The sequence below is a fragment of the Enterobacter cloacae complex sp. 2021EL-01169 genome (genome assembly GCF_020733125.1).
GTDB lineage: Bacteria > Pseudomonadota > Gammaproteobacteria > Enterobacterales > Enterobacteriaceae > Enterobacter > Enterobacter roggenkampii.
In genome coordinates this window covers 474,020-498,870 of sequence record NZ_JAJFTC010000002.1, presented here as the reverse complement: position 1 = coordinate 498,870, position 24,851 = coordinate 474,020, and the positions used below count along the sequence as shown (strand labels likewise).

The 24,851-nt window shown below is 55.2% G+C and carries 21 protein-coding genes; 19 read left to right on the top strand and 2 right to left on the bottom strand.

Annotation, left to right across the window (positions count from 1 at the left end):
- Window positions 1-792, top strand: coding sequence for an endonuclease VIII (nei, locus tag LLF79_RS08765; RefSeq protein WP_227879389.1), 792 nt, complete (start codon window positions 1-3; stop codon window positions 790-792).
- A gap of 85 nt (window positions 793-877) precedes the next feature.
- Here nei and LLF79_RS08760 read toward each other — a convergent pair whose 3' ends face one another.
- A complete protein-coding gene (locus tag LLF79_RS08760; protein ID WP_008501086.1) occupies window positions 878-2,161 on the bottom strand; it encodes a citrate synthase in 1,284 nt (427 codons plus the stop codon).
- Between the two features lie 639 nt (window positions 2,162-2,800).
- Between LLF79_RS08760 and sdhC the strand changes: the two genes are divergently transcribed.
- The 8 genes from sdhC to sucD all read left to right on the top strand — a co-directional run bounded on the left by sdhC (window position 2,801) and on the right by sucD (window position 12,466).
- Window positions 2,801-3,205, top strand: a complete 405-nt coding sequence (gene sdhC, locus LLF79_RS08755; protein ID WP_020684965.1) for a succinate dehydrogenase cytochrome b556 subunit — start codon at window positions 2,801-2,803, stop codon at window positions 3,203-3,205.
- Window positions 3,199-3,546: a succinate dehydrogenase membrane anchor subunit gene (gene sdhD, locus LLF79_RS08750; protein WP_008501088.1), complete on the top strand. Its 348-nt coding sequence runs from the start codon at window positions 3,199-3,201 to the stop codon at window positions 3,544-3,546. The genes sdhC and sdhD overlap by 7 nt, the downstream gene beginning before the upstream one ends.
- Entirely contained in the window at window positions 3,546-5,312 is a 1,767-nt protein-coding gene (gene sdhA, locus LLF79_RS08745) for a succinate dehydrogenase flavoprotein subunit (RefSeq protein ID WP_008501089.1), read from the top strand. The genes sdhD and sdhA overlap by 1 nt, the downstream gene beginning before the upstream one ends.
- 15 nt (window positions 5,313-5,327) lie before the next feature.
- A complete protein-coding gene (gene sdhB, locus LLF79_RS08740; RefSeq protein ID WP_008501090.1) occupies window positions 5,328-6,044 on the top strand; it encodes a succinate dehydrogenase iron-sulfur subunit SdhB in 717 nt (238 codons plus the stop codon).
- A 248-nt stretch (window positions 6,045-6,292) separates the two neighbouring features.
- Window positions 6,293-9,100 carry a 2-oxoglutarate dehydrogenase E1 component gene (gene sucA, locus LLF79_RS08735; RefSeq protein WP_008501092.1) on the top strand — a complete coding sequence of 936 codons (2,808 nt, stop codon included), beginning with the start codon at window positions 6,293-6,295 and terminating at the stop codon, window positions 9,098-9,100.
- Between the two features lie 14 nt (window positions 9,101-9,114).
- Entirely contained in the window at window positions 9,115-10,335 is a 1,221-nt protein-coding gene (odhB, locus tag LLF79_RS08730) for a 2-oxoglutarate dehydrogenase complex dihydrolipoyllysine-residue succinyltransferase (RefSeq protein ID WP_025912846.1), read from the top strand.
- A 95-nt stretch (window positions 10,336-10,430) separates the two neighbouring features.
- Window positions 10,431-11,597 (top strand): ADP-forming succinate--CoA ligase subunit beta, encoded by a 1,167-nt coding sequence (sucC, locus tag LLF79_RS08725; protein WP_006809579.1) that lies wholly within the window; start codon window positions 10,431-10,433, stop codon window positions 11,595-11,597.
- On the top strand, window positions 11,597-12,466 hold the full coding sequence (gene sucD, locus LLF79_RS08720; protein WP_008501094.1) for a succinate--CoA ligase subunit alpha: 870 nt from the start codon (window positions 11,597-11,599) through the stop codon (window positions 12,464-12,466). Before sucC ends, sucD begins: the two co-directional genes overlap by 1 nt.
- Window positions 12,467-12,549: 83 nt before the next feature.
- On the opposite strand, the gene LLF79_RS08715 is transcribed toward sucD, so the two are convergent.
- Complete coding sequence (locus LLF79_RS08715; RefSeq protein ID WP_227879388.1) at window positions 12,550-13,266, bottom strand: GntR family transcriptional regulator; 717 nt, start codon at window positions 13,264-13,266, stop codon at window positions 12,550-12,552.
- A gap of 170 nt (window positions 13,267-13,436) precedes the next feature.
- On the opposite strand from LLF79_RS08715, the gene mngA reads away from it, so the two are divergent.
- The 10 genes from mngA (at window position 13,437) to tolA (ending at window position 24,800) form a co-directional block, all read left to right on the top strand.
- Window positions 13,437-15,353 carry a PTS 2-O-a-mannosyl-D-glycerate transporter subunit IIABC gene (gene mngA, locus LLF79_RS08710; protein WP_227879387.1) on the top strand — a complete coding sequence of 639 codons (1,917 nt, stop codon included), beginning with the start codon at window positions 13,437-13,439 and terminating at the stop codon, window positions 15,351-15,353.
- Window positions 15,354-15,376: 23 nt separating this feature from the next.
- Window positions 15,377-18,007 (top strand): mannosylglycerate hydrolase, encoded by a 2,631-nt coding sequence (gene mngB, locus LLF79_RS08705; protein ID WP_227879386.1) that lies wholly within the window; start codon window positions 15,377-15,379, stop codon window positions 18,005-18,007.
- 680 nt (window positions 18,008-18,687) lie between these two features.
- Window positions 18,688-20,256 carry a cytochrome ubiquinol oxidase subunit I gene (cydA, locus tag LLF79_RS08700; protein WP_008501098.1) on the top strand — a complete coding sequence of 523 codons (1,569 nt, stop codon included), beginning with the start codon at window positions 18,688-18,690 and terminating at the stop codon, window positions 20,254-20,256.
- Between the two features lie 15 nt (window positions 20,257-20,271).
- Window positions 20,272-21,411: a cytochrome d ubiquinol oxidase subunit II gene (gene cydB, locus LLF79_RS08695; RefSeq protein WP_023293006.1), complete on the top strand. Its 1,140-nt coding sequence runs from the start codon at window positions 20,272-20,274 to the stop codon at window positions 21,409-21,411.
- A gap of 14 nt (window positions 21,412-21,425) precedes the next feature.
- A complete protein-coding gene (gene cydX, locus LLF79_RS08690) occupies window positions 21,426-21,539 on the top strand; it encodes a cytochrome bd-I oxidase subunit CydX (protein ID WP_003858598.1) in 114 nt (37 codons plus the stop codon).
- Window positions 21,539-21,829: a cyd operon protein YbgE gene (gene ybgE / locus LLF79_RS08685; RefSeq protein WP_008501100.1), complete on the top strand. Its 291-nt coding sequence runs from the start codon at window positions 21,539-21,541 to the stop codon at window positions 21,827-21,829. Before cydX ends, ybgE begins: the two co-directional genes overlap by 1 nt.
- A gap of 148 nt (window positions 21,830-21,977) precedes the next feature.
- Window positions 21,978-22,379, top strand: a complete 402-nt coding sequence (gene ybgC / locus LLF79_RS08680) for a tol-pal system-associated acyl-CoA thioesterase (protein ID WP_227879385.1) — start codon at window positions 21,978-21,980, stop codon at window positions 22,377-22,379.
- A complete protein-coding gene (gene tolQ / locus LLF79_RS08675) occupies window positions 22,379-23,071 on the top strand; it encodes a Tol-Pal system protein TolQ (RefSeq protein ID WP_008501101.1) in 693 nt (230 codons plus the stop codon). Before ybgC ends, tolQ begins: the two co-directional genes overlap by 1 nt.
- Before the next feature lie 3 nt (window positions 23,072-23,074).
- Entirely contained in the window at window positions 23,075-23,503 is a 429-nt protein-coding gene (tolR, locus tag LLF79_RS08670; protein ID WP_003858589.1) for a colicin uptake protein TolR, read from the top strand.
- A gap of 28 nt (window positions 23,504-23,531) precedes the next feature.
- Window positions 23,532-24,800: a cell envelope integrity protein TolA gene (tolA, locus tag LLF79_RS08665; protein WP_227879384.1), complete on the top strand. Its 1,269-nt coding sequence runs from the start codon at window positions 23,532-23,534 to the stop codon at window positions 24,798-24,800.
- Window positions 24,801-24,851: the final 51 nt, after the last annotated feature.

Genomic DNA, 24,851 nt, shown 5'->3' with positions numbered 1-24,851 from the left:
ATGCCAGAAGGCCCGGAGATCCGCCGCGCGGCGGATAGCCTCGAGGCGGCGATAAAGGGCAAACCGCTGACGGAGGTCTGGTTTGCTTTTCCTCAACTGAAACCGTTTGAATCACAGCTGGTGGGGCAGGCGGTAACGCATATTGAAACGCGCGGCAAAGCGTTGCTCACGCACTTTTCCCATAACCTGACGTTATATAGCCATAACCAGCTTTACGGCGTGTGGCGCGTGGTGGAGGCGGGTGAACAGCCGCAAACGACCCGCGTGCTGCGCGTCAGGCTGCAAACGGCGGATAAGGCGATCCTGCTCTATAGCGCTTCTGATATCGAAATGTTAACGCCTGAGCAGTTGCTCACGCACCCGTTCTTACAGCGGGTTGGGCCGGACGTGCTGGATATGCGCCTGACGGCGAGCGATGTGAAGGAACGACTGCTATCGCCCACATTCCGCAACCGGCAGTTTTCCGGCCTGTTCCTTGACCAGGCCTTTCTCGCCGGGCTTGGCAACTACCTGCGGGTGGAGATCCTCTGGGAAGTCGGGCTGGCACCGCAGCACAAAGCTTCTCAGCTGAGCGATGAACAGCTGGAGGCGCTGTCCCACGCGCTGCTGGACATTCCGCGGCTGTCGTACAACACGCGTGGCATCGTAGATGAAAACAAGCACCACGGGGCGCTGTTCCGGTTCAAGGTATTTCATCGGGCGGGGAAGAAGTGCGAGCGGTGCGGCGGGATTATCGACAGGATTATGCTCTCTTCGAGACCCTTTTACTGGTGTCCACATTGTCAAAAATAAAAAAGCCGGGTGGCGGCTACGCCTTACCCGGCCTACGTTTCGCATTTGTAGGCCCGGTAAGCGGTAGCGCCACCGGGCTTAACTTTTAGCGCTTCAGGTCAGACTTAAAATCACGCTGCTCGTAGCCGGTATACAGCTGACGAGGACGGGCGATCTTCATGCCTTCGCTGTGCATTTCGTTCCAGTGCGCAATCCAGCCTACGGTACGCGCCATGGCGAAGATCACGGTGAACATGGAAGACGGAATGCCCATCGCTTTCAGAATAATGCCAGAGTAGAAATCGACGTTCGGGTAGAGTTTCTTCTCGATGAAGTACGGGTCGTTCAGCGCGATGTGTTCCAGCTCCATCGCCACTTCCAGCAGGTCATCTTTGGTACCCAGCTCTTTCAGCACTTCGTGGCAGGTTTCACGCATCACGGTGGCGCGCGGGTCATAGTTTTTGTAAACACGGTGACCGAAGCCCATCAGGCGGAAGGAGTCATTCTTGTCTTTCGCGCGACGCACGAACTCAGGAATGTGCTCAACGGTGCTGATCTCTTCCAGCATCTTCAGCGCCGCTTCGTTGGCGCCGCCGTGCGCCGGTCCCCACAGGGAGGCGATGCCCGCAGCGATACAGGCGAACGGGTTCGCGCCTGAAGAGCCTGCGGTACGAACGGTTGAGGTCGAGGCGTTCTGTTCGTGGTCAGCATGCAGGATCAGAATACGGTCCATCGCGCGTTCCAGAACCGGGTTCACTTCGTACTCTTCGCACGGCGTGGAGAACATCATGCGCAGGAAGTTGCCCGCGTAGGAGAGGTCGTTACGCGGATACACAAACGGCTGGCCGATGGAGTATTTGTAACACATCGCCGCCATGGTAGGCATTTTGGACAGCAGACGGTAAGCTGCGATTTCACGGTGACGCGGGTTATTCACGTCAAGGGAGTCGTGGTAGAACGCGGCCAGCGCACCGGTAATACCGCACATCACCGCCATTGGGTGAGAGTCACGACGGAACGCATGGAACAGACGGGTAATCTGCTCATGGATCATGGTGTGACGGGTCACGGTGGTTTTAAATTCATCGAACTGGGCCTGCGTCGGTTTTTCGCCGTTCAGCAGGATGTAGCACACTTCCAGATAGTTGGATTCGGTGGCTAACTGATCGATAGGGAAGCCGCGATGGAGCAGGATACCTTCGTCACCGTCGATAAAGGTGATTTTGGATTCGCAAGATGCGGTAGAGGTAAATCCAGGGTCAAAGGTGAATACCCCTTTGGAACCCAGCGTACGGATATCAATAACATCCTGACCGAGCGTGCCTTTTAGCACATCCAGTTCAATAGCAGTGTCACCATTTAGGGTGAGCGTTGCCTTTGTATCAGCCATTTACGGTCTCCTTAGCGCCTTATGCTTAAGACTGCGCTTTACCGGATTTGCTTTCAGCTGTTAATCACCGTTACCAGATTGTTATTTGGCTTACCGCTCAGCTCACGAGGACAAACCAGGGTACAGAGCTATGGCGCCTTGCAGGTAAACGAATGAAATATCAGTGAAACAACAGCAAATCAGCGTTTTTGCAGTCCGAATTATTCAAACCTGTATATCACTAATAACTGTCCTGATAACTTCGGTCAATACCATCACACTGTTACATAACTATTTGTCAGGTGAAAGAGAGACCTCATAACTTTTGCGCATTATATGCCTTTTCTGATGACGTTTGTAACAATATTGTTTAACATTTGTCAAATCAGATGATTAAAAATTAAAAAGATGTTGTTATCGTGACCCTGATCACTGTTCCAGAGAAAACCCGACAAACTGTATGTAGGTTAATTGTAATGATTTTGTGAACGGCCTATACTGCCGCCAGGTCTCCGGAACACCCTGCAATCCCGAGCCACCCAGCGTTGTAATGTGTCGTTTAAGCATCTGGAAGCACTGTTTTGCATGACGCGCAGTTATAGAAAAGGAACGCTGTCTGACCCGCATCGCAGTCCGGAGGAAGGAAACAATAAGAACAGCATGTGGGCGTTATTCATGATAAGAAATGTGAAAAAACAAAGACCTGTCAATCTGGATCTCAAAACGATCCGGTTCCCCGTAACAGCAATAGCGTCCATTCTGCACCGTGTTTCTGGTGTGATTACGTTTGTGGCGGTCGGTATTCTGCTGTGGTTACTGGGCACCAGCCTCTCTTCTCCTGAAGGATTCCTCCAGGCCTCTGCCATCATGAACAGCTTCTTCGTGAAATTCATCATGTGGGGCATTCTGACCGCGCTGGCGTACCACGTTGTGGTGGGTGTTCGCCATATGCTGATGGACTTTGGCTACCTGGAAGAGACTTTCGAAGCCGGGAAGCGCTCCGCTAACATTTCATTTGTGATTACAGTCGTGCTTTCACTTCTCGCAGGAGTTCTCGTATGGTAAGCAACGCCTCCGCATTAGGACGCAACGGCGTACATGACTTCATTCTGGTCCGTGCTACCGCCATCGTTCTCACCCTCTACATCATCTATATGATCGGTTTCTTCGCGACCAGCGGCACGCTGACGTGGGAAATCTGGAGTGGGTTCTTCGGATCCGCCTTCACCAAAGTGTTCACCCTGCTGGCCCTTTTCTCCATCCTTATTCATGCCTGGATTGGCATGTGGCAGGTGTTGACCGATTACGTTAAACCGCTGGCGATTCGCCTTCCACTGCAGCTGGCCATTGTGGTTGCACTGGTGGTTTACGTTATTTATGGATTCGTTGTGGTGTGGGGTGTGTAATGAAACTGCCAGTCAGAGAATTTGATGCTGTTGTGATTGGTGCCGGTGGCGCAGGTATGCGTGCCGCACTGCAAATTTCCCAGAGTGGCCAGAGCTGTGCGCTGCTCTCTAAAGTCTTCCCAACCCGTTCCCATACTGTGTCTGCGCAGGGCGGTATTACCGTTGCGCTGGGTAACTCCCATGAAGATAACTGGGAATGGCACATGTATGACACGGTAAAAGGTTCCGATTACATCGGTGACCAGGATGCCATCGAATATATGTGTAAAACCGGCCCGGAAGCGATTCTGGAGCTGGACCACATGGGTCTGCCGTTCTCCCGTCTGGAAAATGGCACCATCTATCAGCGTCCGTTTGGCGGCCAGTCGAAAAACTTCGGCGGCGAGCAGGCGGCACGCACCGCGGCGGCGGCTGACCGTACCGGTCACGCGCTGCTGCACACCCTGTATCAGCAGAACCTGAAAAACCACACCACCATCTTCTCCGAATGGTATGCGCTGGATCTGGTGAAAAACGCCGATGGCGCCATCGTTGGTTGTACCGCGCTGTGCATCGAAACCGGTGAAGTGGTCTACTTCAAAGCCCGCGCAACCGTGCTGGCGACCGGCGGTGCAGGCCGTATTTACCAGTCCACCACCAACGCCCACATCAACACCGGTGACGGTGTCGGTATGGCTATCCGCGCGGGCGTGCCGGTGCAGGATATGGAGATGTGGCAGTTCCACCCAACCGGCATCGCCGGTGCAGGCGTGCTGGTAACAGAAGGCTGCCGTGGTGAAGGTGGCTACCTGCTGAATAAACACGGCGAGCGCTTCATGGAGCGTTATGCCCCGAATGCGAAAGACCTGGCGGGTCGTGACGTGGTGGCGCGTTCCATCATGATCGAAATTCGTGAAGGCCGCGGCTGTGACGGCCCTTGGGGTCCACACGCCAAGCTGAAGCTCGACCACCTGGGTAAAGAAGTGCTGGAATCCCGTCTGCCGGGCATCCTGGAACTGTCCCGCACCTTCGCGCACGTCGATCCGGTGAAAGAGCCGATTCCGGTTATCCCAACCTGCCACTACATGATGGGCGGTATTCCGACCAAAGTGACCGGTCAGGCGCTGACCGTGAACGAGCAGGGCGAAGACGTGGTCATTCCTGGCCTGTTCGCGGTGGGTGAAATTGCCTGCGTATCCGTACACGGCGCAAACCGTCTGGGCGGCAACTCGCTGCTGGATCTGGTGGTGTTTGGTCGCGCAGTGGGTCTGCATCTGCAGGAATCCATTGCCGAGCAGGGCGCGCTGCGTGACGCGACCGACGACGAAATTGATGCCTCTCTTGAGCGCCTCAACCGCTGGAACGGCAACCGTAACGGCGAAGATCCGGTGGAAATCCGTAAAGCGCTGCAGGAATGCATGCAGCACAACTTCTCGGTATTCCGCGAAGGCGACGCGATGGCCAAAGGTCTTGAGCAGCTGAAAGCGATCCGCGAGCGTCTGAAAAATGCCCGTCTGGACGACACCTCCAGCGAGTTCAACACCCAGCGCGTTGAGTGCCTGGAGCTGGATAACCTGATGGAAACCGCGTTCGCGACCGCGATGTCGGCAAACTTCCGTACCGAAAGCCGTGGCGCGCATAGCCGCTTCGACTTCCCGGAGCGTGATGACGAAAACTGGCTGTGCCATTCCCTGTATCTGCCAGAGTCGGAAACCATGACGCGTCGTAGCGTCAACATGGAACCGAAACTGCGTCCGGCGTTCCCGCCGAAGATTCGTACTTACTAATGCGGAGACAGGATAATGAAACTCGAATTCTCAGTTTATCGTTATAACCCGGATGTTGACGACGCTCCGCGCATGCAGGATTACACGCTTGAAGCGGAAGAAGGTCGCGACATGATGCTGCTGGATGCCTTAATCCAGCTGAAAGAAAAAGATCCAACCCTGTCGTTCCGCCGCTCCTGCCGTGAAGGGGTGTGTGGCTCTGACGGTGTGAACATGAACGGCAAAAATGGCCTGGCCTGCATCACGCCAATTTCAGCGTTGCAGCGTCCTGGTCAGAAAATTGTTATCCGTCCTCTGCCAGGCCTGCCGGTCGTGCGTGATTTGGTGGTAGACATGGGGCAATTCTATGCACAATATGAGAAGATTAAGCCTTACTTATTGAATAATGGGCAAAATCCACCGGCTCGTGAGCACTTACAGTCTCCTGAGCAGCGTGAAAAACTCGATGGTCTGTACGAGTGTATTCTCTGCGCATGCTGTTCTACGTCCTGCCCGTCGTTCTGGTGGAACCCGGACAAGTTTATCGGCCCGGCCGGTCTGCTGGCTGCCTATCGCTTCCTGATCGATAGCCGCGACACCGAAACCGACAGCCGTCTGGAAGGACTGAGTGACGCTTTCAGCGTATTCCGCTGCCATAGCATCATGAACTGCGTCAGTGTGTGTCCGAAGGGGCTGAACCCGACGCGCGCCATCGGCCATATTAAGTCGATGCTGCTGCAGCGCAGTGCGTAAGTGACGTTGCCGGATGGCGCTGCGCTTATCCGGCCTACGAAACTGTAGGCCCGGCAAGCGTAGCGCCACCGGGCAAAATGCAGAAACCTTTAAAAACTGCCCTGTACTACCCTGAAGTCCAGACAGTTTCTAAAGGTTCCTTCGCGGGCCAAATGAAAAGAGCTCGCAGGTGAACCCCGGCACGTACACGTGGTGTGCGTGGTAGTTTCTACGGCGAAAGTAAGCATAAAAATGCTTAAGGGATCACGATGCAGAACGGCGCAATGAAAGCCTGGCTGGACTCTTCTTACCTCTCTGGTGCCAACCAGAGCTGGATAGAACAGCTCTATGAAGACTTCTTAACCGATCCTGACTCAGTGGACGCAAACTGGCGTTCCATGTTCCAGCAGTTGCCTGGTACAGGGGTCAAACCGGATCAATTCCATTCCAAAACACGTGATTATTTCCGTCGTCTGGCGAAGGATGCCTCACGTTACTCTTCTGCGATTTCCGACCCTGACACCAATGCGAAGCAGGTTAAAGTCCTGCAGCTTATCAACGCTTATCGCTTCCGTGGTCACCAGCATGCGAATCTCGATCCGCTGGGACTGTGGAAACAAGACCGTGTGGCCGATCTCGATCCGGCGTATCACGATCTGACCGAGGCCGATTTCCAGGAAAGCTTTAACGTAGGTTCCTTTGCCATCGGCAAAGACACGATGAAGCTGGGCGATCTGATTGACGCGCTCAAGCAAACCTACTGCGGCTCCATCGGCGCGGAATACATGCACATTACCTCTACCGAAGAGAAGCGCTGGATCCAGCAGCGTATCGAATCCGTAGCGGGCCACGCGACCTTCTCGGCTGACGAGAAAAAACGCTTCCTCAGCGAACTGACCGCAGCGGAAGGCCTTGAGCGCTATCTGGGCGCGAAGTTCCCGGGCGCAAAACGCTTCTCGCTGGAAGGCGGCGACGCCCTGGTGCCGATGCTGAAAGAGCTGATTCGTCACGCAGGCAAGAGCGGCACCCGTGAAGTGGTGCTGGGCATGGCACACCGTGGTCGTCTGAACGTACTGGTCAACGTGCTGGGTAAAAAACCGCAGGACCTGTTCGACGAATTCGCGGGCAAACATAAAGAACACCTCGGCACCGGCGACGTGAAGTACCACATGGGCTTCTCGTCTGATATCGAAACCGAAGGCGGTCTGGTTCACCTGGCGCTGGCGTTTAACCCGTCGCACCTCGAGATCGTCAGCCCGGTGGTTATCGGTTCCGTGCGCGCGCGTCTGGATCGTCTGGACGAGCCGAGCAGCAACAAAGTTCTGCCAATCACCATCCATGGTGATGCGGCGGTGACAGGGCAGGGCGTGGTGCAGGAAACCCTGAACATGTCCAAAGCGCGTGGTTACGAAGTGGGCGGTACCGTTCGCATCGTGATCAACAACCAGGTGGGCTTCACCACCTCTAACCCGCTGGACGCACGTTCTACCCCGTACTGCACCGACATCGGTAAGATGGTTCAGGCGCCGATCTTCCACGTTAACGCGGATGACCCGGAAGCCGTGGCTTTCGTGACCCGCCTGGCGCTGGACTTCCGTAATACCTTCAAACGCGATGTGTTCATTGACCTCTTCTGCTACCGCCGTCACGGCCACAACGAAGCGGATGAGCCAAGTGCAACCCAGCCGCTGATGTACCAGAAAATCAAAAAACACCCGACCCCGCGCAAAATCTATGCTGACAAGCTGGAAAGCGACAAAGTGGCGACGCTGGAAGATGCGACCGAAATGGTCAACCTCTACCGCGACGCACTGGACGCGGGTGAATGCGTAGTGAAAGAGCTGCGCCCGATGAACATGCACTCCTTTACCTGGTCGCCGTACCTCAACCACGAGTGGGATGAGAGCTACCCGAACAAGGTGGAGATGAAGCGCCTGCAGGAGCTGGCTAAACGCATCAGCACCGTGCCGGACGCTATCGAGATGCAGTCTCGCGTGGCGAAAATTTATGCTGACCGTCAGGCCATGGCGGCAGGCGAGAAGCTGTTCGACTGGGGCGGCGCGGAAACGCTGGCTTACGCGACGCTGGTTGACGAAGGCATTCCTGTTCGTCTGTCCGGTGAAGATGCGGGCCGTGGCACCTTCTTCCACCGTCACGCGGTGGTTCACAACCAGTCTAACGGTTCAACCTACACCCCGCTGCAGCACGTGCACAACGGTCAGGGCCAGTTCAAGGTCTGGGACTCCGTACTGTCTGAAGAAGCGGTACTGGCTTTCGAATACGGTTACGCCACGGCAGAACCGCGCACCCTGACCATCTGGGAAGCGCAATTCGGCGACTTCGCCAACGGTGCGCAGGTGGTGATCGACCAGTTCATCTCCTCCGGCGAACAGAAATGGGGCCGTATGTGTGGCCTGGTGATGCTGCTGCCGCACGGCTATGAAGGCCAGGGTCCGGAGCACTCCTCCGCGCGTCTGGAACGTTATCTGCAGCTCTGCGCCGAGCAGAACATGCAGGTTTGCGTGCCGTCGACCCCTGCTCAGGTTTACCACATGCTGCGTCGTCAGGCGCTGCGCGGTATGCGTCGTCCGCTGGTGGTCATGTCGCCGAAATCCCTGCTGCGTCACCCGCTGGCGGTGTCCAGCCTGGAAGAGCTGGCAAATGGTACCTTCCTGCCGGCCATCGGTGAAATTGACGAGCTGGATCCACAGGCCGTGAAGCGTGTGGTGATGTGTTCTGGTAAGGTTTATTACGACCTGCTGGAACAGCGCCGTAAGAACGATCAGAAAGATGTCGCCATCGTGCGTATCGAACAGCTTTATCCGTTCCCGCACCAGGCGGTGCAGGAAGCGCTGAAACCGTACGCTCACGTTCATGATTTTGTCTGGTGCCAGGAAGAGCCGCTCAACCAGGGCGCATGGTACTGCAGCCAGCATCATTTCCGTGAAGTGATTCCATTTGGGTCAGCCCTGCGCTATGCAGGTCGCCCGGCCTCCGCCTCTCCGGCGGTAGGGTATATGTCCGTTCACCAGAAGCAGCAACAAGATCTGGTCAATGACGCGCTGAACGTCGATTAATTAAAGGATACATAATGAGTAGCGTAGATATTCTTGTTCCCGACCTGCCTGAATCTGTAGCAGATGCGACCGTCGCTACCTGGCACAAAAAACCAGGCGATGCCGTTAAGCGCGATGAAGTGCTGGTAGAAATCGAAACTGACAAAGTGGTACTGGAAGTACCGGCTTCGGCGGATGGCGTTCTGGACGCGGTGCTGGAAGACGAAGGCACCACCGTCACCTCTCGTCAGATCCTGGGTCGCCTGCGTGAAGGCAACAGCGCGGGCAAAGAGTCCAGCGCGAAATCTGAAGAGAAAGCCTCTACGCCAGCGCAGCGCCAGCAGGCGTCTCTGGAAGAACAGACCAACGACGCGCTCAGCCCGGCGATCCGTCGCCTGCTGGCGGAACACAGCCTTGACCCGGCAGCCATCAAAGGTACCGGTGTAGGCGGTCGTCTGACCCGCGAAGACATCGACAAGCATCTGGCGAAAGCGCCTGCTCAGGCCGAAGCGAAAGCCCCTGCGGCAGCACCGGCAGCACAGCCTGCTCTGGGCGCACGCAGCGAAAAACGCGTGCCAATGACCCGCCTGCGCAAGCGCGTGGCCGAGCGTCTGCTGGAAGCGAAAAACTCTACCGCGATGCTGACTACCTTCAACGAAGTGAACATGAAGCCAATCATGGACCTGCGTAAGCAGTACGGTGACGCGTTCGAAAAACGTCATGGTATCCGTCTGGGCTTTATGTCCTTCTACGTGAAGGCGGTGGTTGAAGCGCTGAAACGCTACCCGGAAGTGAACGCGTCCATTGATGGCGATGACGTGGTTTACCACAACTACTTCGACGTCAGCATGGCGGTTTCGACCCCACGTGGCCTGGTGACCCCGGTTCTGCGTGATGTGGATACCCTGGGTATGGCCGACATCGAGAAAAACATCAAAGAGCTGGCGGTGAAAGGCCGCGACGGCAAGCTGACCGTAGACGACCTGACCGGCGGTAACTTCACCATTACCAACGGCGGCGTCTTCGGCTCGCTGATGTCTACCCCGATCATTAACCCGCCGCAGAGCGCGATCCTGGGTATGCATGCCATCAAAGATCGTCCCATGGCGGTAGACGGTAAAGTTGAGATCCTGCCGATGATGTACCTGGCGCTCTCTTACGACCACCGCCTGATCGACGGCCGCGAGTCCGTGGGCTTCCTGGTAGCCATTAAAGAGCTGCTCGAAGATCCAACGCGTCTGCTGCTGGACGTCTAGTCACGATTTAGCATCACCTGCCCCGTAGACCGGCACACGCTGTGCCGGTCTACGGGTTTGAAGATAACGATTACCCTGAAGGATGGATAGAACACATGAACTTACATGAATATCAGGCCAAACAGCTGTTTGCCCGGTATGGCTTACCGGCTCCGGTGGGTTATGCCTGTACTACCCCGCGTGAAGCAGAAGAAGCCGCATCTAAAATCGGTTCCGGCCCGTGGGTAGTTAAGTGTCAGGTTCACGCTGGTGGCCGTGGTAAAGCGGGCGGTGTGAAGGTTGTTAAGAGCAAAGAAGAAATTCGTGCGTTTGCTGAACATTGGCTCGGCAAGCGTCTGGTAACCTACCAGACAGATGCGAACGGCCAGCCGGTTAACCAGATCCTGGTTGAAGCGGCAACCGACATCGCGAAAGAGCTGTACCTGGGCGCGGTGGTTGACCGTAGCTCCCGTCGCGTGGTGTTCATGGCATCTACCGAAGGCGGCGTGGAAATCGAAAAAGTGGCGGAAGAGACCCCGCACCTGATCCACAAAGTGGCTATCGATCCGCTGGCAGGCCCAATGCCTTACCAGGGTCGCGAGCTGGCGTTCAAACTGGGTCTGGAAGGCAAGCTGGTTCAGCAGTTCACCAAGATTTTCATGGGCCTGGCGACCATTTTCCTGGAGCGCGATCTGGCGCTGATCGAGATCAACCCGCTGGTGATCACGACCCAGGGCGATCTGATCTGCCTCGACGGCAAGCTGGGCGCTGACGGCAACGCGCTGTTCCGCCAGCCGGATCTGCGCGAAATGCGCGACCAGTCTCAGGAAGACCCGCGTGAAGCACAGGCTGCTCAGTGGGAGCTGAACTACGTGGCGCTGGACGGTAACATCGGCTGCATGGTTAACGGTGCGGGCCTGGCGATGGGCACCATGGACATCGTTAAGCTGCACGGCGGCGAGCCAGCGAACTTCCTCGACGTGGGCGGTGGCGCAACCAAAGAGCGCGTAACCGAAGCGTTCAAAATCATTCTCTCCGACGACAACGTGAAGGCCGTTCTGGTTAACATCTTCGGCGGCATCGTCCGTTGCGACCTGATCGCCGACGGTATCATCGGTGCGGTAGAAGAAGTGGGTGTTAACGTTCCGGTGGTTGTGCGTCTGGAAGGTAACAACGCTGAACTCGGCGCGAAAAAACTGGCTGACAGCGGCCTGAATATTATTGCAGCGAAAAGTCTGACGGATGCAGCTCAGCAGGTTGTTGCCGCAGTGGAGGGGAAATAATGTCAGTTTTAATTAATAAAGATACCAAGGTTATCTGCCAGGGCTTCACCGGTAGCCAGGGGACTTTCCACTCCGAACAGGCGATTGCCTACGGCACGCAGATGGTTGGCGGCGTAACGCCAGGTAAAGGCGGCACCACGCATCTGGGCCTGCCGGTGTTCAACACCGTGCGTGAAGCCGTAGAAGCGACGGGCGCAACCGCAACCGTGATCTACGTTCCGGCGCCGTTCTGCAAAGACTCTATTCTGGAAGCGATCGACGCAGGCATCAAACTGATCATCACCATCACCGAAGGTATCCCAACGCTGGATATGCTGACCGTGAAGGTGAAGCTGGATGAAGCTGGCGTGCGTATGATCGGCCCGAACTGCCCAGGCGTGATCACCCCGGGCGAATGCAAAATCGGCATCATGCCGGGCCACATTCACAAGCCGGGTAAAGTGGGCATCGTGTCCCGTTCCGGTACCCTGACCTATGAAGCGGTTAAGCAGACCACCGACTACGGTTTCGGCCAGTCCACCTGCGTGGGCATCGGCGGTGACCCGATCCCGGGCTCTAACTTCATCGACATCCTGAAGCTGTTCCAGGAAGATCCACAGACCGAAGCGATCGTAATGATCGGTGAGATCGGTGGTAGCGCGGAAGAAGAAGCGGCTGCTTACATCAAAGAACACGTGACCAAGCCAGTTGTGGGTTACATCGCGGGTGTGACCGCGCCGAAAGGCAAGCGTATGGGTCACGCAGGCGCGATCATCGCCGGTGGTAAAGGTACGGCTGATGAGAAATTCGCAGCGCTGGAAGCCGCAGGCGTGAAGACCGTTCGCAGCCTGGCGGATATCGGCGAAGCACTGAAATCCATCATTAAGTAAGTCCTCTCTGCTCCCCGAAAGGGGTGCGTTGCAGTATAAAAATGTCCGTTTCGACATGGTTGGCCGCTGTAAAGCGGCCTTTTTTATTGCCTGCGTCTGGCGACTAGCGTGAACTTGTAATCATCGGTATTGAACACGTTGCGGCTGTATTCAAATACCCGCCCGTCCTTCAGAAACCCGCGGGAGACTTTTTCCAGGATCGGCTTTGCCGGATCGAGCGACAGCGCGGCGATCGCCTCCTCTGACGGCATGATCGGCACCAGCTCCTGCTCGCTGCGATCGATAACCAGCTTTTTGATCTGCTCAACGTAGTGGTATTTCGAATTCTCCATCACTTCCCAGGTGAGGTCGGGGAACATGGCCAGCGGCATCCACGTTTCTTCCAGATTTACCGGTTTTTGTTTGATAAAGCGGACGCGTTTAACGTGCCAGACTTTATCGTCATGAGAGAGATTCAGCTTTTCGGCAAGTTTTGCATCGGCTTTCAGCACTTCGAAAATGCTCACCTCACTGTGGGTATCCACGTTCCGGTCCGCCAGTTTTTCGTAAAACCCGGTGAGCTGGTAAATGTCGTAATTGACGCGCTCTTCTTTTACGTAGGTGCCGCTGCCCTGAATGCTCTCGACGATCTGCTCTTCCGTAAGCAGCTTCAGCGCCTGTCTCACCGTGACGCGACTCACGTTGAATGCCTCCTGAAGGCTGGATTCCGTCGGTAACGCATCGCCAGGCTTTAACTCTCCCGCACTGATTTTTACGCGAAGCGCATCGGCTATTTGCCGGTACATCGGTTTGTTACCCATCGAATCTGCCTTTCTAGTACCTTTTCATGGAATTATGCCTCCCGCTTAAAATTTGTAAATAATACAACTTAAATACAAATTTGCGTTGTTAGTGAAAATGATCACATAAATGTATTGTATGACCTGCCACAATTGCCGCCAGACAATAACAACGTATGTGTGAGGATCTTATGAACCTGACGACTCTGACCCACACCAGTGCTGTCTGCGTGCAGGCACACTATGCCAGCCGTGATGAGGCCATTCGCCAGCTTACAATGCGGCTGGTGGCGCTGGGCAAAATTACCGATGGCGATGTATTTCTGGCGGAGGTCTACCGCCGCGAATCTCAGGGGCCAACCGCCCTGGGTGAAGGGCTGGCTGTCCCGCATGGTAAATCGAACGCGGTGAACGAAGCGGCTTTTGCGGTTGCTACGCTGCGCGAACCGCTGGAGTGGGAGGGGGTGGACGGCCCTGAACGCGTAGAGCTGATCGTCCTGCTTGCCATCCCGCCAGCTGAAGCGGGATCCACGCATATCCAGGTGCTGACGGCGCTGACGTCTCGCCTGGCCGATGATGTCCTCCGGGAACGCGTTATGGCTGCAGCGACGGCGGAGGATCTGCTTGATGCGCTGAACGGTGTCTCGAAGGAAGACGAGGCTGATACGCCGGTGAATGCACCAACCGTCGTCTGTGTCACCGCCTGTCCGGCCGGGATCGCGCATACCTATATGGCCGCAGAGTACCTGGAGAAAGCGGGACGTAAGCTCGGCGTCAACGTGGTGGTCGAAAAGCAGGGGGCGAACGGCATCGAAGGGCGAATTACTGCCCAGCAGTTGCTGGAGGCGAAAGCGTGTATTTTTGCCGCTGAAGTGGCGATCAAAGAGAGCGAGCGCTTTCAGGGGATCCCCGCCATTTCCGTTCCCGTTGCGGAACCCCTGCGTCATGCTGAAGCGTTGATTGAGCGCGCGCTGGCGCTAAAGCCTTCTACCGATGCGCGCCATGCGCAGGTCGATACCGAAACGAAAAAGCGCGTTAAAACTGAACTCAAGCAGGCGCTTCTCAGCGGCATCTCTTTTGCGGTGCCGCTGATCGTCGCCGGCGGTACGGTGCTGGCCGTATCGGTGCTGCTGGCGCAAATCCTGGGCCTGCAGCACCTGTTTGACCAGGAAAACTCGTGGCTGTGGATGTACCGCAAGCTTGGCGGCGGCATGCTCGGCATTTTGATGGTGCCTGTCCTGTCGGCCTACACCGCCTACTCGCTGGCGGATAAAACCGCGCTGACGCCGGGCTTTGCGGCCGGTCTGGCTGCCAACATGATCGGCTCCGGTTTTCTCGGCGCTATCGTCGGTGGGCTGATCGCGGGCTATCTGATGCGCTGGGTGAAAAACCACATCCGGCTCAGTAGCCGCTACAACGGCTTTCTGACTTTTTATCTCTATCCGGTGATTGGCGTGCTGGGCGCGGGCAGCCTGATGCTGTTTGTGATTGGCGAACCGGTGGCCTGGCTCAATAACACGCTCACCGTCTGGCTTAACGGTCTCTCCGGCGCGAATGCGCTGCTTCTGGGGGCAATCCTCGGGTTTATGTGCTCATTCGATTTGGGCGGCCCGGTCAACAAAGCCTCTTACGCGTTTTGCCTGGGGGCGATGGCGAACGGGGTATACGGTCCCTATGCCATCTTTGCCTCCGTCAAAATGGTCTCAGCCTTCACCGTCACGGCGTCAACGATGCTGGCACCGAAGCTGTTTAAGTCGTTTGAAATTGAAACCGGTAAATCGACCTGGCTGCTCGGCCTCGCGGGCATTACCGAAGGGGCGATTCCGATGGCGATTGAAGATCCGCTTCGCGTCATTGGCTCATTTGTACTCGGATCCATGGTGACAGGCGCGGCTGTCGGTGCGATGGGGATCGGGTTGTCTACGCCGGGGGCCGGGATTTTCTCTCTCTTTTTACTTCACGATGCCGGGTTGGGCGGTGTGGTTGCTGCGGCGGGCTGGTTTGGCGCGGCGCTGGTGGGTACCGCTATCTCCACCCTGGTTCTGCTGCTCTGGCGACGCCAGGCGGTAAAAAAGGGCAACTACGTCACTGAAGACGCCTTATCGTAAAAACGCACAAACAGGAAACGAAGATGAAAGCTGTATCTCGCGTTCATATCACGCCGCATATGCACTGGGACCGTGAGTGGTACTTCACCACCGAAGAGTCGCGTATTCTTCTGGTCAATAATATGGAAGAGATCCTGACCCGGCTGGAGCAGGATGATGAGTACAAATACTATGTTCTCGATGGACAGACGGCTGTTCTGGAGGATTATTTTGCCGTTGTGCCCGAAAACCGCTCTCGCGTGAAGGCGCTTGTCGAGCGTGGAAAGCTGATTATCGGCCCCTGGTATACCCAGACCGATACCACGATCGTGAGCGGCGAGTCGATTGTCCGCAACCTGATGTACGGCATCCGGGATTGTATGGCCTTCGGCGAGCCGATGAAGATCGGCTATCTGCCGGATTCGTTTGGCATGTCCGGCCAGCTTCCGCATATCTATAACGGGTTTGGCATTACCCGCACGATGTTCTGGCGCGGTTGTTCTGAACGCCACGGGACCGATAAAACCGAATTTCTCTGGCAGAGCCAGGACGGCAGTGAAGTGACGGCACAGGTGCTGCCGCTGGGCTACGCGATTGGTAAGTACTTACCGGAGGACGAAGCGGGGCTGCGAAAACGGCTCGACAGCTATTTCGAGGTTCTGGAAAAGGCGTCCGTCACCAAAGCGATTTTGCTGCCCAACGGCCACGACCAGATGCCGCTGCAGCAGAACATTTTCGCGGTGATGGAGAAGCTGCGTGAAATCTATCCGCAGCGTCTATTTGTGATGAGCCGGTTTGAGGAGGTCTTTGATCGCATCGACGCGCACCGCGACGATCTGGCGACCTTAAAAGGCGAGTTTATCGACGGGAAATACATGCGCGTGCACCGGACCATCGGCTCCACGCGCATGGATATCAAAATCGCCCATGCGCGTATTGAGAACAAAATTGTCAATATCCTTGAGCCGCTGGCGACGCTTGCCTGGACGCTGGGCTTCAACTACCACCACGGCCTGCTGGAGAAGATGTGGAAAGAGATCCTCAAAAACCACGCTCACGACAGCATCGGCTGCTGCTGCAGCGACAAGGTGCATCGCGAGATTGTCTCCCGCTTCGAGCTGGCTGAGGACATGGCAGACAACCTGGCGCGTTTCTATATGCGCAAGATTGTCGACAACATGCCGCAAAGCGATGCCGATAAGCTGGTGATGTTTAACCTGATGCCCTGGCCGCGTGAGGAGGTGATGAACACCACGATTCGACTGCGCGCCAGCCAGTTCCGTCTGCGGGATGACAAAGGCAACGAGATCCCGTATTTCATCCGCAGCGCGCGCGAGCTCGACCCGGGCCTCATTGACCGACAAATTGTTCACTACGGCAATTACGAACCGTTTATGGAGTTTGATATTCAGCTCAGCCAGATATTGCCGTCGATGGGCTACCGTACGCTGTTTATCGAACCTAACGTGGCCGGGAAGGCGCTCTCTCCGGGGGAAAATACCGCCTCCTTACTTGAAAACGCCTTCTGGCAGATTGACGTAAATGACGACGGTTCGCTGCGCCTGCGCGACAAAGAAACCGGGCTTATTTATGACCGCGTGCTGGAAATCGAAGAGAGCTCGGATGATGGCGATGAGTACGACTACTCGCCTTCGCGGGAAGAGTGGAGACTCACTTCCGCGCAGGGCGAGCATGAATTTGAGGTTACGCATGAAGGCTGGCAGAGCAGGGCAGTTATCCGCCATCGAATCGCCGTTCCGGCGAACCTGGCGGAACGCGCGGCGCGCCAGCGAAACGGCTACCTCGACGCTGAATTTGAAATTACGCTAAGCCGCAACAGCAGACGCATTGACGTGGCGGTGCGCCTGGATAATCAGGCCGACGACCACCGCGTTCGCGTGCTCATCCCAACGCCGTTTGCGACCCGGGAGGTGTTAGCGGATACGCAGTTTGGCACGATCTCTCGTCCGGTGCAGGACGCGGCGATGCAAAACTGGCAGGAGGAGGGGTGGAAAGAAGCGCCGGTTCCCGTCTGGAATTTACTCAACTACGCCGTCCTGCAGGAAAAACGAAACGGGCTTGCGCTATTTACCGAGGGGCTGCGTGAATTTGAAGTCGTGGGCGATGAACAAAAAGCATTTGCTCTGACCTTGCTGCGCGGCGTGGGGGTACTCGGCAAAGAAGATCTGCTCCTGCGCCCCGGCAGACCATCCGGTATCAAAATGCCGGTCCCGGACGCTCAGGTGCGTGGTCCGCTAAGCTGTCGCTTTAGCCTCTTCAGCTTCAGCGGCACGCCGGAAAACGCGGGTGTCGCGCAGCAGGCTCAATCGTGGTTAACGCCGGTGCAGTGTTATAACAAGATCCCCTGGGATGCAATGAAGCTGAATCGCGCGTCGTTGACCACGCCGGAAAGTTACAGCCTGTTAGCGCTTTCGCCAACGGGATGCGTACTCAGTGCGATCAAAAAAGCGGAAGATCGTGATGAGCTCATTCTTCGTCTGTTCAACCCTTCACAGTCCAGCGCATGTGACGTGACGCTATCCGTCAATCCGGCGGTGAAGCGGTGCTGCGAAACGGACATGAATGAACGGCTGATGGACCACGGTGAAGACGAAGGGATTGTCGGGGCGTTCAGACCGGGACAGTCGCGAACCTTTAGCCTTCTTCTTGCCTGAGAATCGCTGATATCATTAAAAGGCTGCACTGTTTGCGGCCTTTTTCATTAAATAGTCACCCCGCGGTGTTAAGTTATGGGGTGACAAAAGTAAAATAAATGTAATTGCGAAGGGTTGCATAAATGCCGTGGAAAAATAACCCGGCCCGACTATGCTTTATTGTTTGCTGCGCATCGAAATGAGGCTTTTGTTTCGCGTTAATTAAAATCACTACTGTTTATATTTTTTTTCGTCTTCGATAACCAATCACATCTTTACATGCACATATCATTAACATGGTTTTTACCATTCTCACCACGATTAAACATAGTTAACATCAAGGTTTGTTTTTGATTTAAATCAAAGTTTAATCCTTGGAAAAAGGTGCTGAAAAGCGCTAAATTGTTCCCGATCAAAATGGCCGAAAAGTGGTAATTTTGCTATAAATTGATCACCGTCGAAAAACGTAAATGTGATTCAATAAAAACCTGTTTATTGTAAGGGTTTTGCAGCGTATTATATTTGCGGTATCAATTTGAGTTTTTTATTAACGTATTTGTAACCTCACGTCATCGTTTTTATCCTCCTTCAGGGTAATAACGACGACAAGGATGCGAATAATTTGTATTGGGGCATGCGTGTGGATCTCTTTCTGACGGGGTTCACTCTCGGAGTCTTCATGCGATGAGCAAGGAGTCATGATGTTAGATATAGTCGAACTGTCGCGCTTACAGTTTGCCTTGACCGCGATGTACCACTTCCTGTTTGTGCCACTGACGCTCGGTATGGCGTTCCTGCTGGCCATCATGGAAACGGTATACGTTCTCTCCGGCAAACAGATTTATAAAGATATGACCAAGTTCTGGGGCAAGTTGTTTGGTATCAACTTCGCACTGGGCGTGGCAACCGGTCTGACCATGGAGTTCCAGTTCGGGACTAACTGGTCTTACTATTCCCACTATGTAGGGGATATCTTCGGTGCGCCGCTGGCCATTGAAGGTCTGATGGCATTCTTCCTTGAATCCACCTTTGTAGGTCTGTTCTTCTTCGGTTGGGACCGTCTGGGTAAAGTCCAGCATATGGCGGTGACCTGGCTGGTGGCATTAGGTTCGAACCTGTCCGCGCTGTGGATCCTGGTCGCGAACGGCTGGATGCAGAACCCTATCGCGTCTGATTTCAACTTCGAAACCATGCGTATGGAGATGGTCAGCTTTGCCGAGCTGGTCCTGAACCCGGTTGCTCAGGTTAAATTCGTTCACACCGTCGCCTCTGGCTATGTGTGCGGCGCGATGTTTGTACTGGGTATCAGTTCTTACTACATGCTGCGCGGTCGTGACTTCGCGTTCGCCAAGCGCTCCTTTGCTATCGCTGCAAGCTTCGGTATGGCTGCGATTCTCTCCGTTATTGTTCTGGGTGATGAATCCGGTTACGAAATGGGTGACGTGCAGAAAACCAAACTGGCCGCTATCGAAGCCGAATGGGAAACCCAGCCGGCACCTGCTGCCTTTACGCTGTTCGGTATTCCCGATCAGGACGCGCAGGAAAACCGCTTCGCTATTCAAATCCCTTACGCGCTGGGTATCATCGCCACCCGTTCTGTTGATAAGCAGGTGACGGGTCTGAAAGAGCTGATGGTGCAGCACGAAGAGCGTATCCGTAACGGTATGAAAGCCTACTCGCTGCTGGAACAGCTGCGTGCCGGTTCTACCGACCAGGCCGTTCGCGATCAGTTTAACGACGTGAAGAAAGATCTGGGTTACGGTCTGCTGCTGAAGCGTTATACCCCGAACGTTTCTGATGCGACGGAAGCGCAGATCCAGATGGCAACCAAAGACTCAATTCCACGCGTTGCGCCACTGTACTTCGCATTCCGTATCATGGTGGGCTGCGGCATCATCATGCTGCTGATCATTGCGGCGTCCTTCTGGTCCGTGATTCGCAACCGCATCGGCGAGAAAAAATGGCTGCTGCGCACCGCGCTGTACGGTATTCCACTGCCGTGGATCGCGATTGAGTCCGGCTGGTTTGTGGCGGAATATGGCCGTCAGCCATGGGCGATCGGTGAGGTGCTGCCAACGGCGGTAGCGAACTCGTCCCTGACCGCAGGCGACCTGATCTTCTCCATGCTGCTGATTTGTGGTCTGTACACCCTGTTCCTGGTGGCTGAACTGTTCCTGATGTTCAAGTTCGCGCGCCTTGGCCCAAGCAGCCTGAAAACCGGTCGCTATCACTACGAGCAGTCCACTGCGACTACTCAGCCGGCACGCTAAGACAGGAGTCATCAAATGATCGATTATGAAGTATTGCGTTTTATCTGGTGGCTGCTGGTTGGCGTTCTGCTGATCGGTTTCGCCGTCACGGATGGTTTCGACATGGGGGTGGGGATGCTCACCCGTTTCCTCGGTCGTAATGACACCGAGCGTCGAATCATGATCAATTCCATCGCCCCGCACTGGGACGGTAACCAGGTGTGGCTGATCACCGCAGGCGGCGCGCTGTTCGCTGCCTGGCCGATGGTCTACGCGGCTGCGTTCTCCGGTTTCTATGTGGCGATGATTCTGGTGCTGGCCTCTTTATTCTTCCGTCCGGTCGGTTTCGACTACCGTTCGAAGATTGAAGATACCCGCTGGCGCAACATGTGGGACTGGGGCATCTTCATCGGTAGCTTCGTTCCACCGCTGGTGATCGGCGTGGCGTTCGGTAACCTGCTGCAGGGCGTACCGTTCCACCTGGACGAATACATGCGTCTTTACTATACCGGTAACTTCTTCCAGCTGCTGAATCCGTTTGGTCTGCTGGCCGGTGTCGTCAGCGTGGCGATGATCATCACTCAGGGCGCAACCTACCTGCAGATGCGTACCGTAGGCGAGCTGCATCTGCGCTCCCGCGCGACGGCTCAGGTTGCTGCGCTGGTTACGCTGGTCTGCTTCGCGCTGGCCGGTGTGTGGGTGGTGTACGGCATTGATGGCTACGTGGTGACGTCTGCCATTAACCACACCGCACCGTCTAACCCGCTGACCAAAGAAGTGGCGCGTCAGGCGGGAGCATGGCTGGTGAACTTCAACAATACCCCTGTGCTGTGGGCGATCCCGGCGCTGGGCGTGCTGCTGCCGCTGCTGACCATGTTGACGTCTCGTCTGGAAAAAGGCGCGCTGGCGTTCGTGTTCTCTTCACTGACTCTGGCATGCATCATCCTGACGGCGGGTATTGCGATGTTCCCATTCGTCATGCCATCCAGCACCATGCTGAATGCTAGCCTGACCATGTGGGATGCAACGTCCAGCCATATGACGCTGAACCTGATGACGTATGTTGCTTGCGTGTTCGTTCCGATTGTTCTGGCCTACACCATCTGGTGTTACTGGAAAATGTTCGGCCGCATCACGAAAGAACATATCGAAAGCAACACCCACTCTATGTATTAAGTAAGGAGCTGAATATGTGGTATTTCGCATGGATTTTAGGGACGCTTCTTGCCTGTGCATTTGGTGTCATCACTGCCCTGGCGCTTGAGCACGTAGAAGCGACCAAAGCGGGTGAAGAAAAACACTGATGAATATTATCGCGAAACTTTACGCGGTAATGGATAAGCGCCCGTTACGGGCGCTTTCTTTAGTGATGGCATTACTGCTGGCAGGCTGTATCTTCTGGGACCCTTCGCGCTTTGCAGCGAAAACCAGCGAGCTTGAAATCTGGCACGGCTTCCTCATTATGTGGGCGGTGTGCGCAGGTGTGATCCACGGCGTGGGCTTTCGTCCGAAAGCCGTTCACTGGCAGGGAATTTTTTGCCCGCTAATCGCCGATCTGGTGCTACTCGCCGGTTTGATTTTCTTCTTCTTCTGAATAAGAAATGTCCGTTAACGTTATGGGCTTACCCGAGCCCATAAAAATTTACTCTCCGTTTACTTTCCCCCATTCCAAACCATCTTTCCCGCGCGTATAGTAGCGAAGTTTAAAAGCTCTAACTTTTGTTGCATTACTGGGATGTAAAGTGAATACAACGCTGTTTCGATGGCCGGTTCGTGTCTATTACGAAGATACCGATGCCGGTGGTGTGGTTTACCACGCCAGCTACGTTGCTTTTTATGAACGGGCACGCACAGAGATGCTGCGCCATCATCACTTTAGTCAACAGATGCTGTTGGCTGAGCGAGTTGCCTTCGTGGTACGCAAGATGACGCTTGAGTATTTTGCGCCTGCCAGACTCGACGATATGCTCGAAGTCCAAACTGAAATTACATCAATGCGCGGGACCTCACTGGTTTTCACGCAGCGGATAGTCAACGCAGAGAATACCGTACTGAACTCAGCTGAAGTGCTGATTGTTTGTGTTGATCCAACCATAATGAAGCCTCGTGCGCTTCCTAAGTCTATTGTCGCGGAGTTTAAGTAGTGACTGACATGAATATCCTTGATTTGTTCCTGAAGGCAAGCCTTCTGGTTAAACTTATCATGTTGATTTTGATTGGTTTTTCAATCGCATCCTGGGCCATCATCATCCAGAGAACGCGTATCCTCAATGCCGCTGGCCGTGAGGCTGAAGCGTTTGAAGATAAGTTCTGGTCGGGCATTGAGCTTTCTCGTCTGTACCAGGAGAGCCAGGGACGTCGTGAAAACCTGACCGGCTCCGAGCAAATTTTCTATAGCGGCTTCAAAGAGTTCGCCCGTCTGCATCGTGCAAACAATCATGCGCCTGAAGCGGTGGTGGAAGGTGCCTCGCGCGCGATGCGCATTTCGATGAACCGCGAGCTGGAAAACCTTGAAACGCATATTCCGTTCCTCGGTACTGTCGGTTCCATCAGCCCGTATATCGGCCTGTTTGGTACCGTGTGGGGGATCATGCACGCCTTTATCGCGCTGGGCGCGGTGAAGCAGGCCACGTTGCAGATGGTTGCACCGGGTATCGCTGAAGCACTGATTGCGACCGCTATCGGTCTGTTTGCGGCAATTCCTGCGGTTATGGCTTACAACCGTCTGAACCAGCGCGTGAACAAACTGGAACTGAACTACGACAACTTTATGGAAGAGTTCACTGCGATTCTGCACCGTCAGGCGTTTACCAGCACCGAGAGCAACAAGGGGTAAACCATGGCCAGATCGCGTGGACGAGGTCGTCGCGAGCTCAAGTCCGAAATCAATATCGTTCCGCTGCTGGACGTCCTGCTGGTACTGCTGCTGATCTTCATGGCAACAGCGCCAATCATTACCCAGAGCGTGGAAGTGGATCTGCCGGATGCGACAGAATCACAGGCTGTGAGCACCAATGACGATCCTCCGGTTATCATTGAGGTTTCCGGCGTAGGGCAATACAGCGTCGTGGTAGAAAAAGATCGTATGGATCAGCTGCCACCTGAGCAGGTTATTGCCGAAGCGCAGCGTCGCCTGGAGTCAAATCCGAAAACGGTCTTCTTAATCGGTGGCGCGAAAGACGTACCCTACGATGAAATTATTAAAGCGCTGAACTTGCTACATAGTGCGGGTGTTAAGTCAGTTGGCTTAATGACCCAACCTATTTGATCATCCGCGTAGTTTTTGGGAACCGATAGTGTCAAAGGCAACCGAACAGAACGACAAGCTTAAGCGAGCGATAATCGTCTCCGCAGTGCTGCACGTTATTCTCTTTGCAGCGCTGATCTGGAGTTCGTTCGACGAGCATATTGATGCATCAGCCGGCGGCGGTGGAGGATCTTCCATTGACGCCGTCATGGTGGATCCCGGTGCGGTAGTACAGAACTATAATCGCCAACAGCAGCAGAAGGCGAGTGCAAAACGGGCTGAAGAGCAGCGTGAAAAACAGGCGCAACAGCAAGCGGAAGAACTGCGTGAAAAGCAGGCTGCCGAGCAGGAACGTCTGAAGCAGCTTGAAAAAGAACGTTTGCAGGCGCAGGAAGCCGCGAAAGCGCAGGCAGAGCAGCAGAAACAAGCCGAAGAGGCCGCGAAAAAAGCACAGGAACAGCAAAAGCAGGCGGAAGAGGCGGTAGCAAAAGCCGCAGCGGACGCGAAAGCACAGGCTGATGCCCAGGCGAAATTAGCGGCAGAAGCGGCGAAGAAAGCGGCTGCTGACGCCCAGAAGAAAGCGGAAGCCGAAGCGGCGAAGAAAGCGGCCGCTGATGCTCAGAAGAAAGCGGAAGCCGAAGCCGCGAAGAAAGCCGCAGCTGATGCTCAGAAGAAAGCAGAAGCGGAAGCCGCGAAGAAGGCCGCTCAGGAAGCAGAGAAGAAAGCTGCTGCCGAGGCCGCGAAGAAAGCGGCTGCTGCAGAGAAAGCAGCAGCAGAAAAAGCCGCGGCAGAAAAAGCCGCAGCTGCCGAAAAAGCCGCTGCTGACAAAAAAGCTGCAGCTGAGAAGGCCGCTGCCGATAAGAAAGCTGCAGCTGAAAAAGCGGCTGCTAAAAAGGCTGCCGCCGCTGAAAAAGCCGCTGCTGCCGCAGGGGTTGACGATCTGCTGGGCGATTTGAGCTCCGGTAAGAATGCGCCGAAAACGGGCGGTGGGGCGAAAGGAAACAACGCAGCGCCGACCGGAAGTGGTAACACTAAGAGTAACGGTGCGACAGGGGCTGAAATCAACGGTTATGCCGCGCAGATTAAATCCGCTATTGAAAGCCGATTCTATGATGCGTCTTCCTATACCGGTAAAACGTGTACGTTGCGTATAAAACTGGCTCCGGACGGCATGCTGCTGGATATTAAGTCTGAAGGTGGCGACCCGGCTTTATGTACTGCGGCCCTGGCTGCAGCGCGTCAGGCGAAGATGCCTAAACCGCCTTCGCAGGCAGTCTACGAAGTCTTCAAAAATGCGCCGCTGGACTTCAAACCTTAAGTTACATTTTCCCCGTGCAAACGGGGAAAAATAGACCAGGTTTAGTCACAG

Excerpts from the sequence above, each read along its gene's own strand:
- cydX (WP_003858598.1), top strand. The coding sequence starts at position 21,426 with ATGTGGTATTTCGCATGGATTTTAGGGACGCTTCTTGCCTGTGCATTT.
- sdhA (WP_008501089.1), top strand. The coding sequence starts at position 3,546 with ATGAAACTGCCAGTCAGAGAATTTGATGCTGTTGTGATTGGTGCCGGT.
- mngB (WP_227879386.1), top strand. The coding sequence starts at position 15,377 with ATGAAAGCTGTATCTCGCGTTCATATCACGCCGCATATGCACTGGGAC.
- ybgE (WP_008501100.1), top strand. The coding sequence starts at position 21,539 with ATGAATATTATCGCGAAACTTTACGCGGTAATGGATAAGCGCCCGTTA.
- LLF79_RS08760 (WP_008501086.1), bottom strand. The coding sequence starts at position 2,161 with ATGGCTGATACAAAGGCAACGCTCACCCTAAATGGTGACACTGCTATT.
- sdhB (WP_008501090.1), top strand. The coding sequence starts at position 5,328 with ATGAAACTCGAATTCTCAGTTTATCGTTATAACCCGGATGTTGACGAC.
- LLF79_RS08715 (WP_227879388.1), bottom strand. The coding sequence starts at position 13,266 with ATGGGTAACAAACCGATGTACCGGCAAATAGCCGATGCGCTTCGCGTA.
- nei (WP_227879389.1), top strand. The coding sequence starts at position 1 with ATGCCAGAAGGCCCGGAGATCCGCCGCGCGGCGGATAGCCTCGAGGCG.
- cydA (WP_008501098.1), top strand. The coding sequence starts at position 18,688 with ATGTTAGATATAGTCGAACTGTCGCGCTTACAGTTTGCCTTGACCGCG.
- cydB (WP_023293006.1), top strand. The coding sequence starts at position 20,272 with ATGATCGATTATGAAGTATTGCGTTTTATCTGGTGGCTGCTGGTTGGC.
- mngA (WP_227879387.1), top strand. The coding sequence starts at position 13,437 with ATGAACCTGACGACTCTGACCCACACCAGTGCTGTCTGCGTGCAGGCA.
- sucC (WP_006809579.1), top strand. The coding sequence starts at position 10,431 with ATGAACTTACATGAATATCAGGCCAAACAGCTGTTTGCCCGGTATGGC.
- sdhC (WP_020684965.1), top strand. The coding sequence starts at position 2,801 with ATGTGGGCGTTATTCATGATAAGAAATGTGAAAAAACAAAGACCTGTC.
- sucA (WP_008501092.1), top strand. The coding sequence starts at position 6,293 with ATGCAGAACGGCGCAATGAAAGCCTGGCTGGACTCTTCTTACCTCTCT.
- odhB (WP_025912846.1), top strand. The coding sequence starts at position 9,115 with ATGAGTAGCGTAGATATTCTTGTTCCCGACCTGCCTGAATCTGTAGCA.
- tolR (WP_003858589.1), top strand. The coding sequence starts at position 23,075 with ATGGCCAGATCGCGTGGACGAGGTCGTCGCGAGCTCAAGTCCGAAATC.
- sucD (WP_008501094.1), top strand. The coding sequence starts at position 11,597 with ATGTCAGTTTTAATTAATAAAGATACCAAGGTTATCTGCCAGGGCTTC.
- sdhD (WP_008501088.1), top strand. The coding sequence starts at position 3,199 with ATGGTAAGCAACGCCTCCGCATTAGGACGCAACGGCGTACATGACTTC.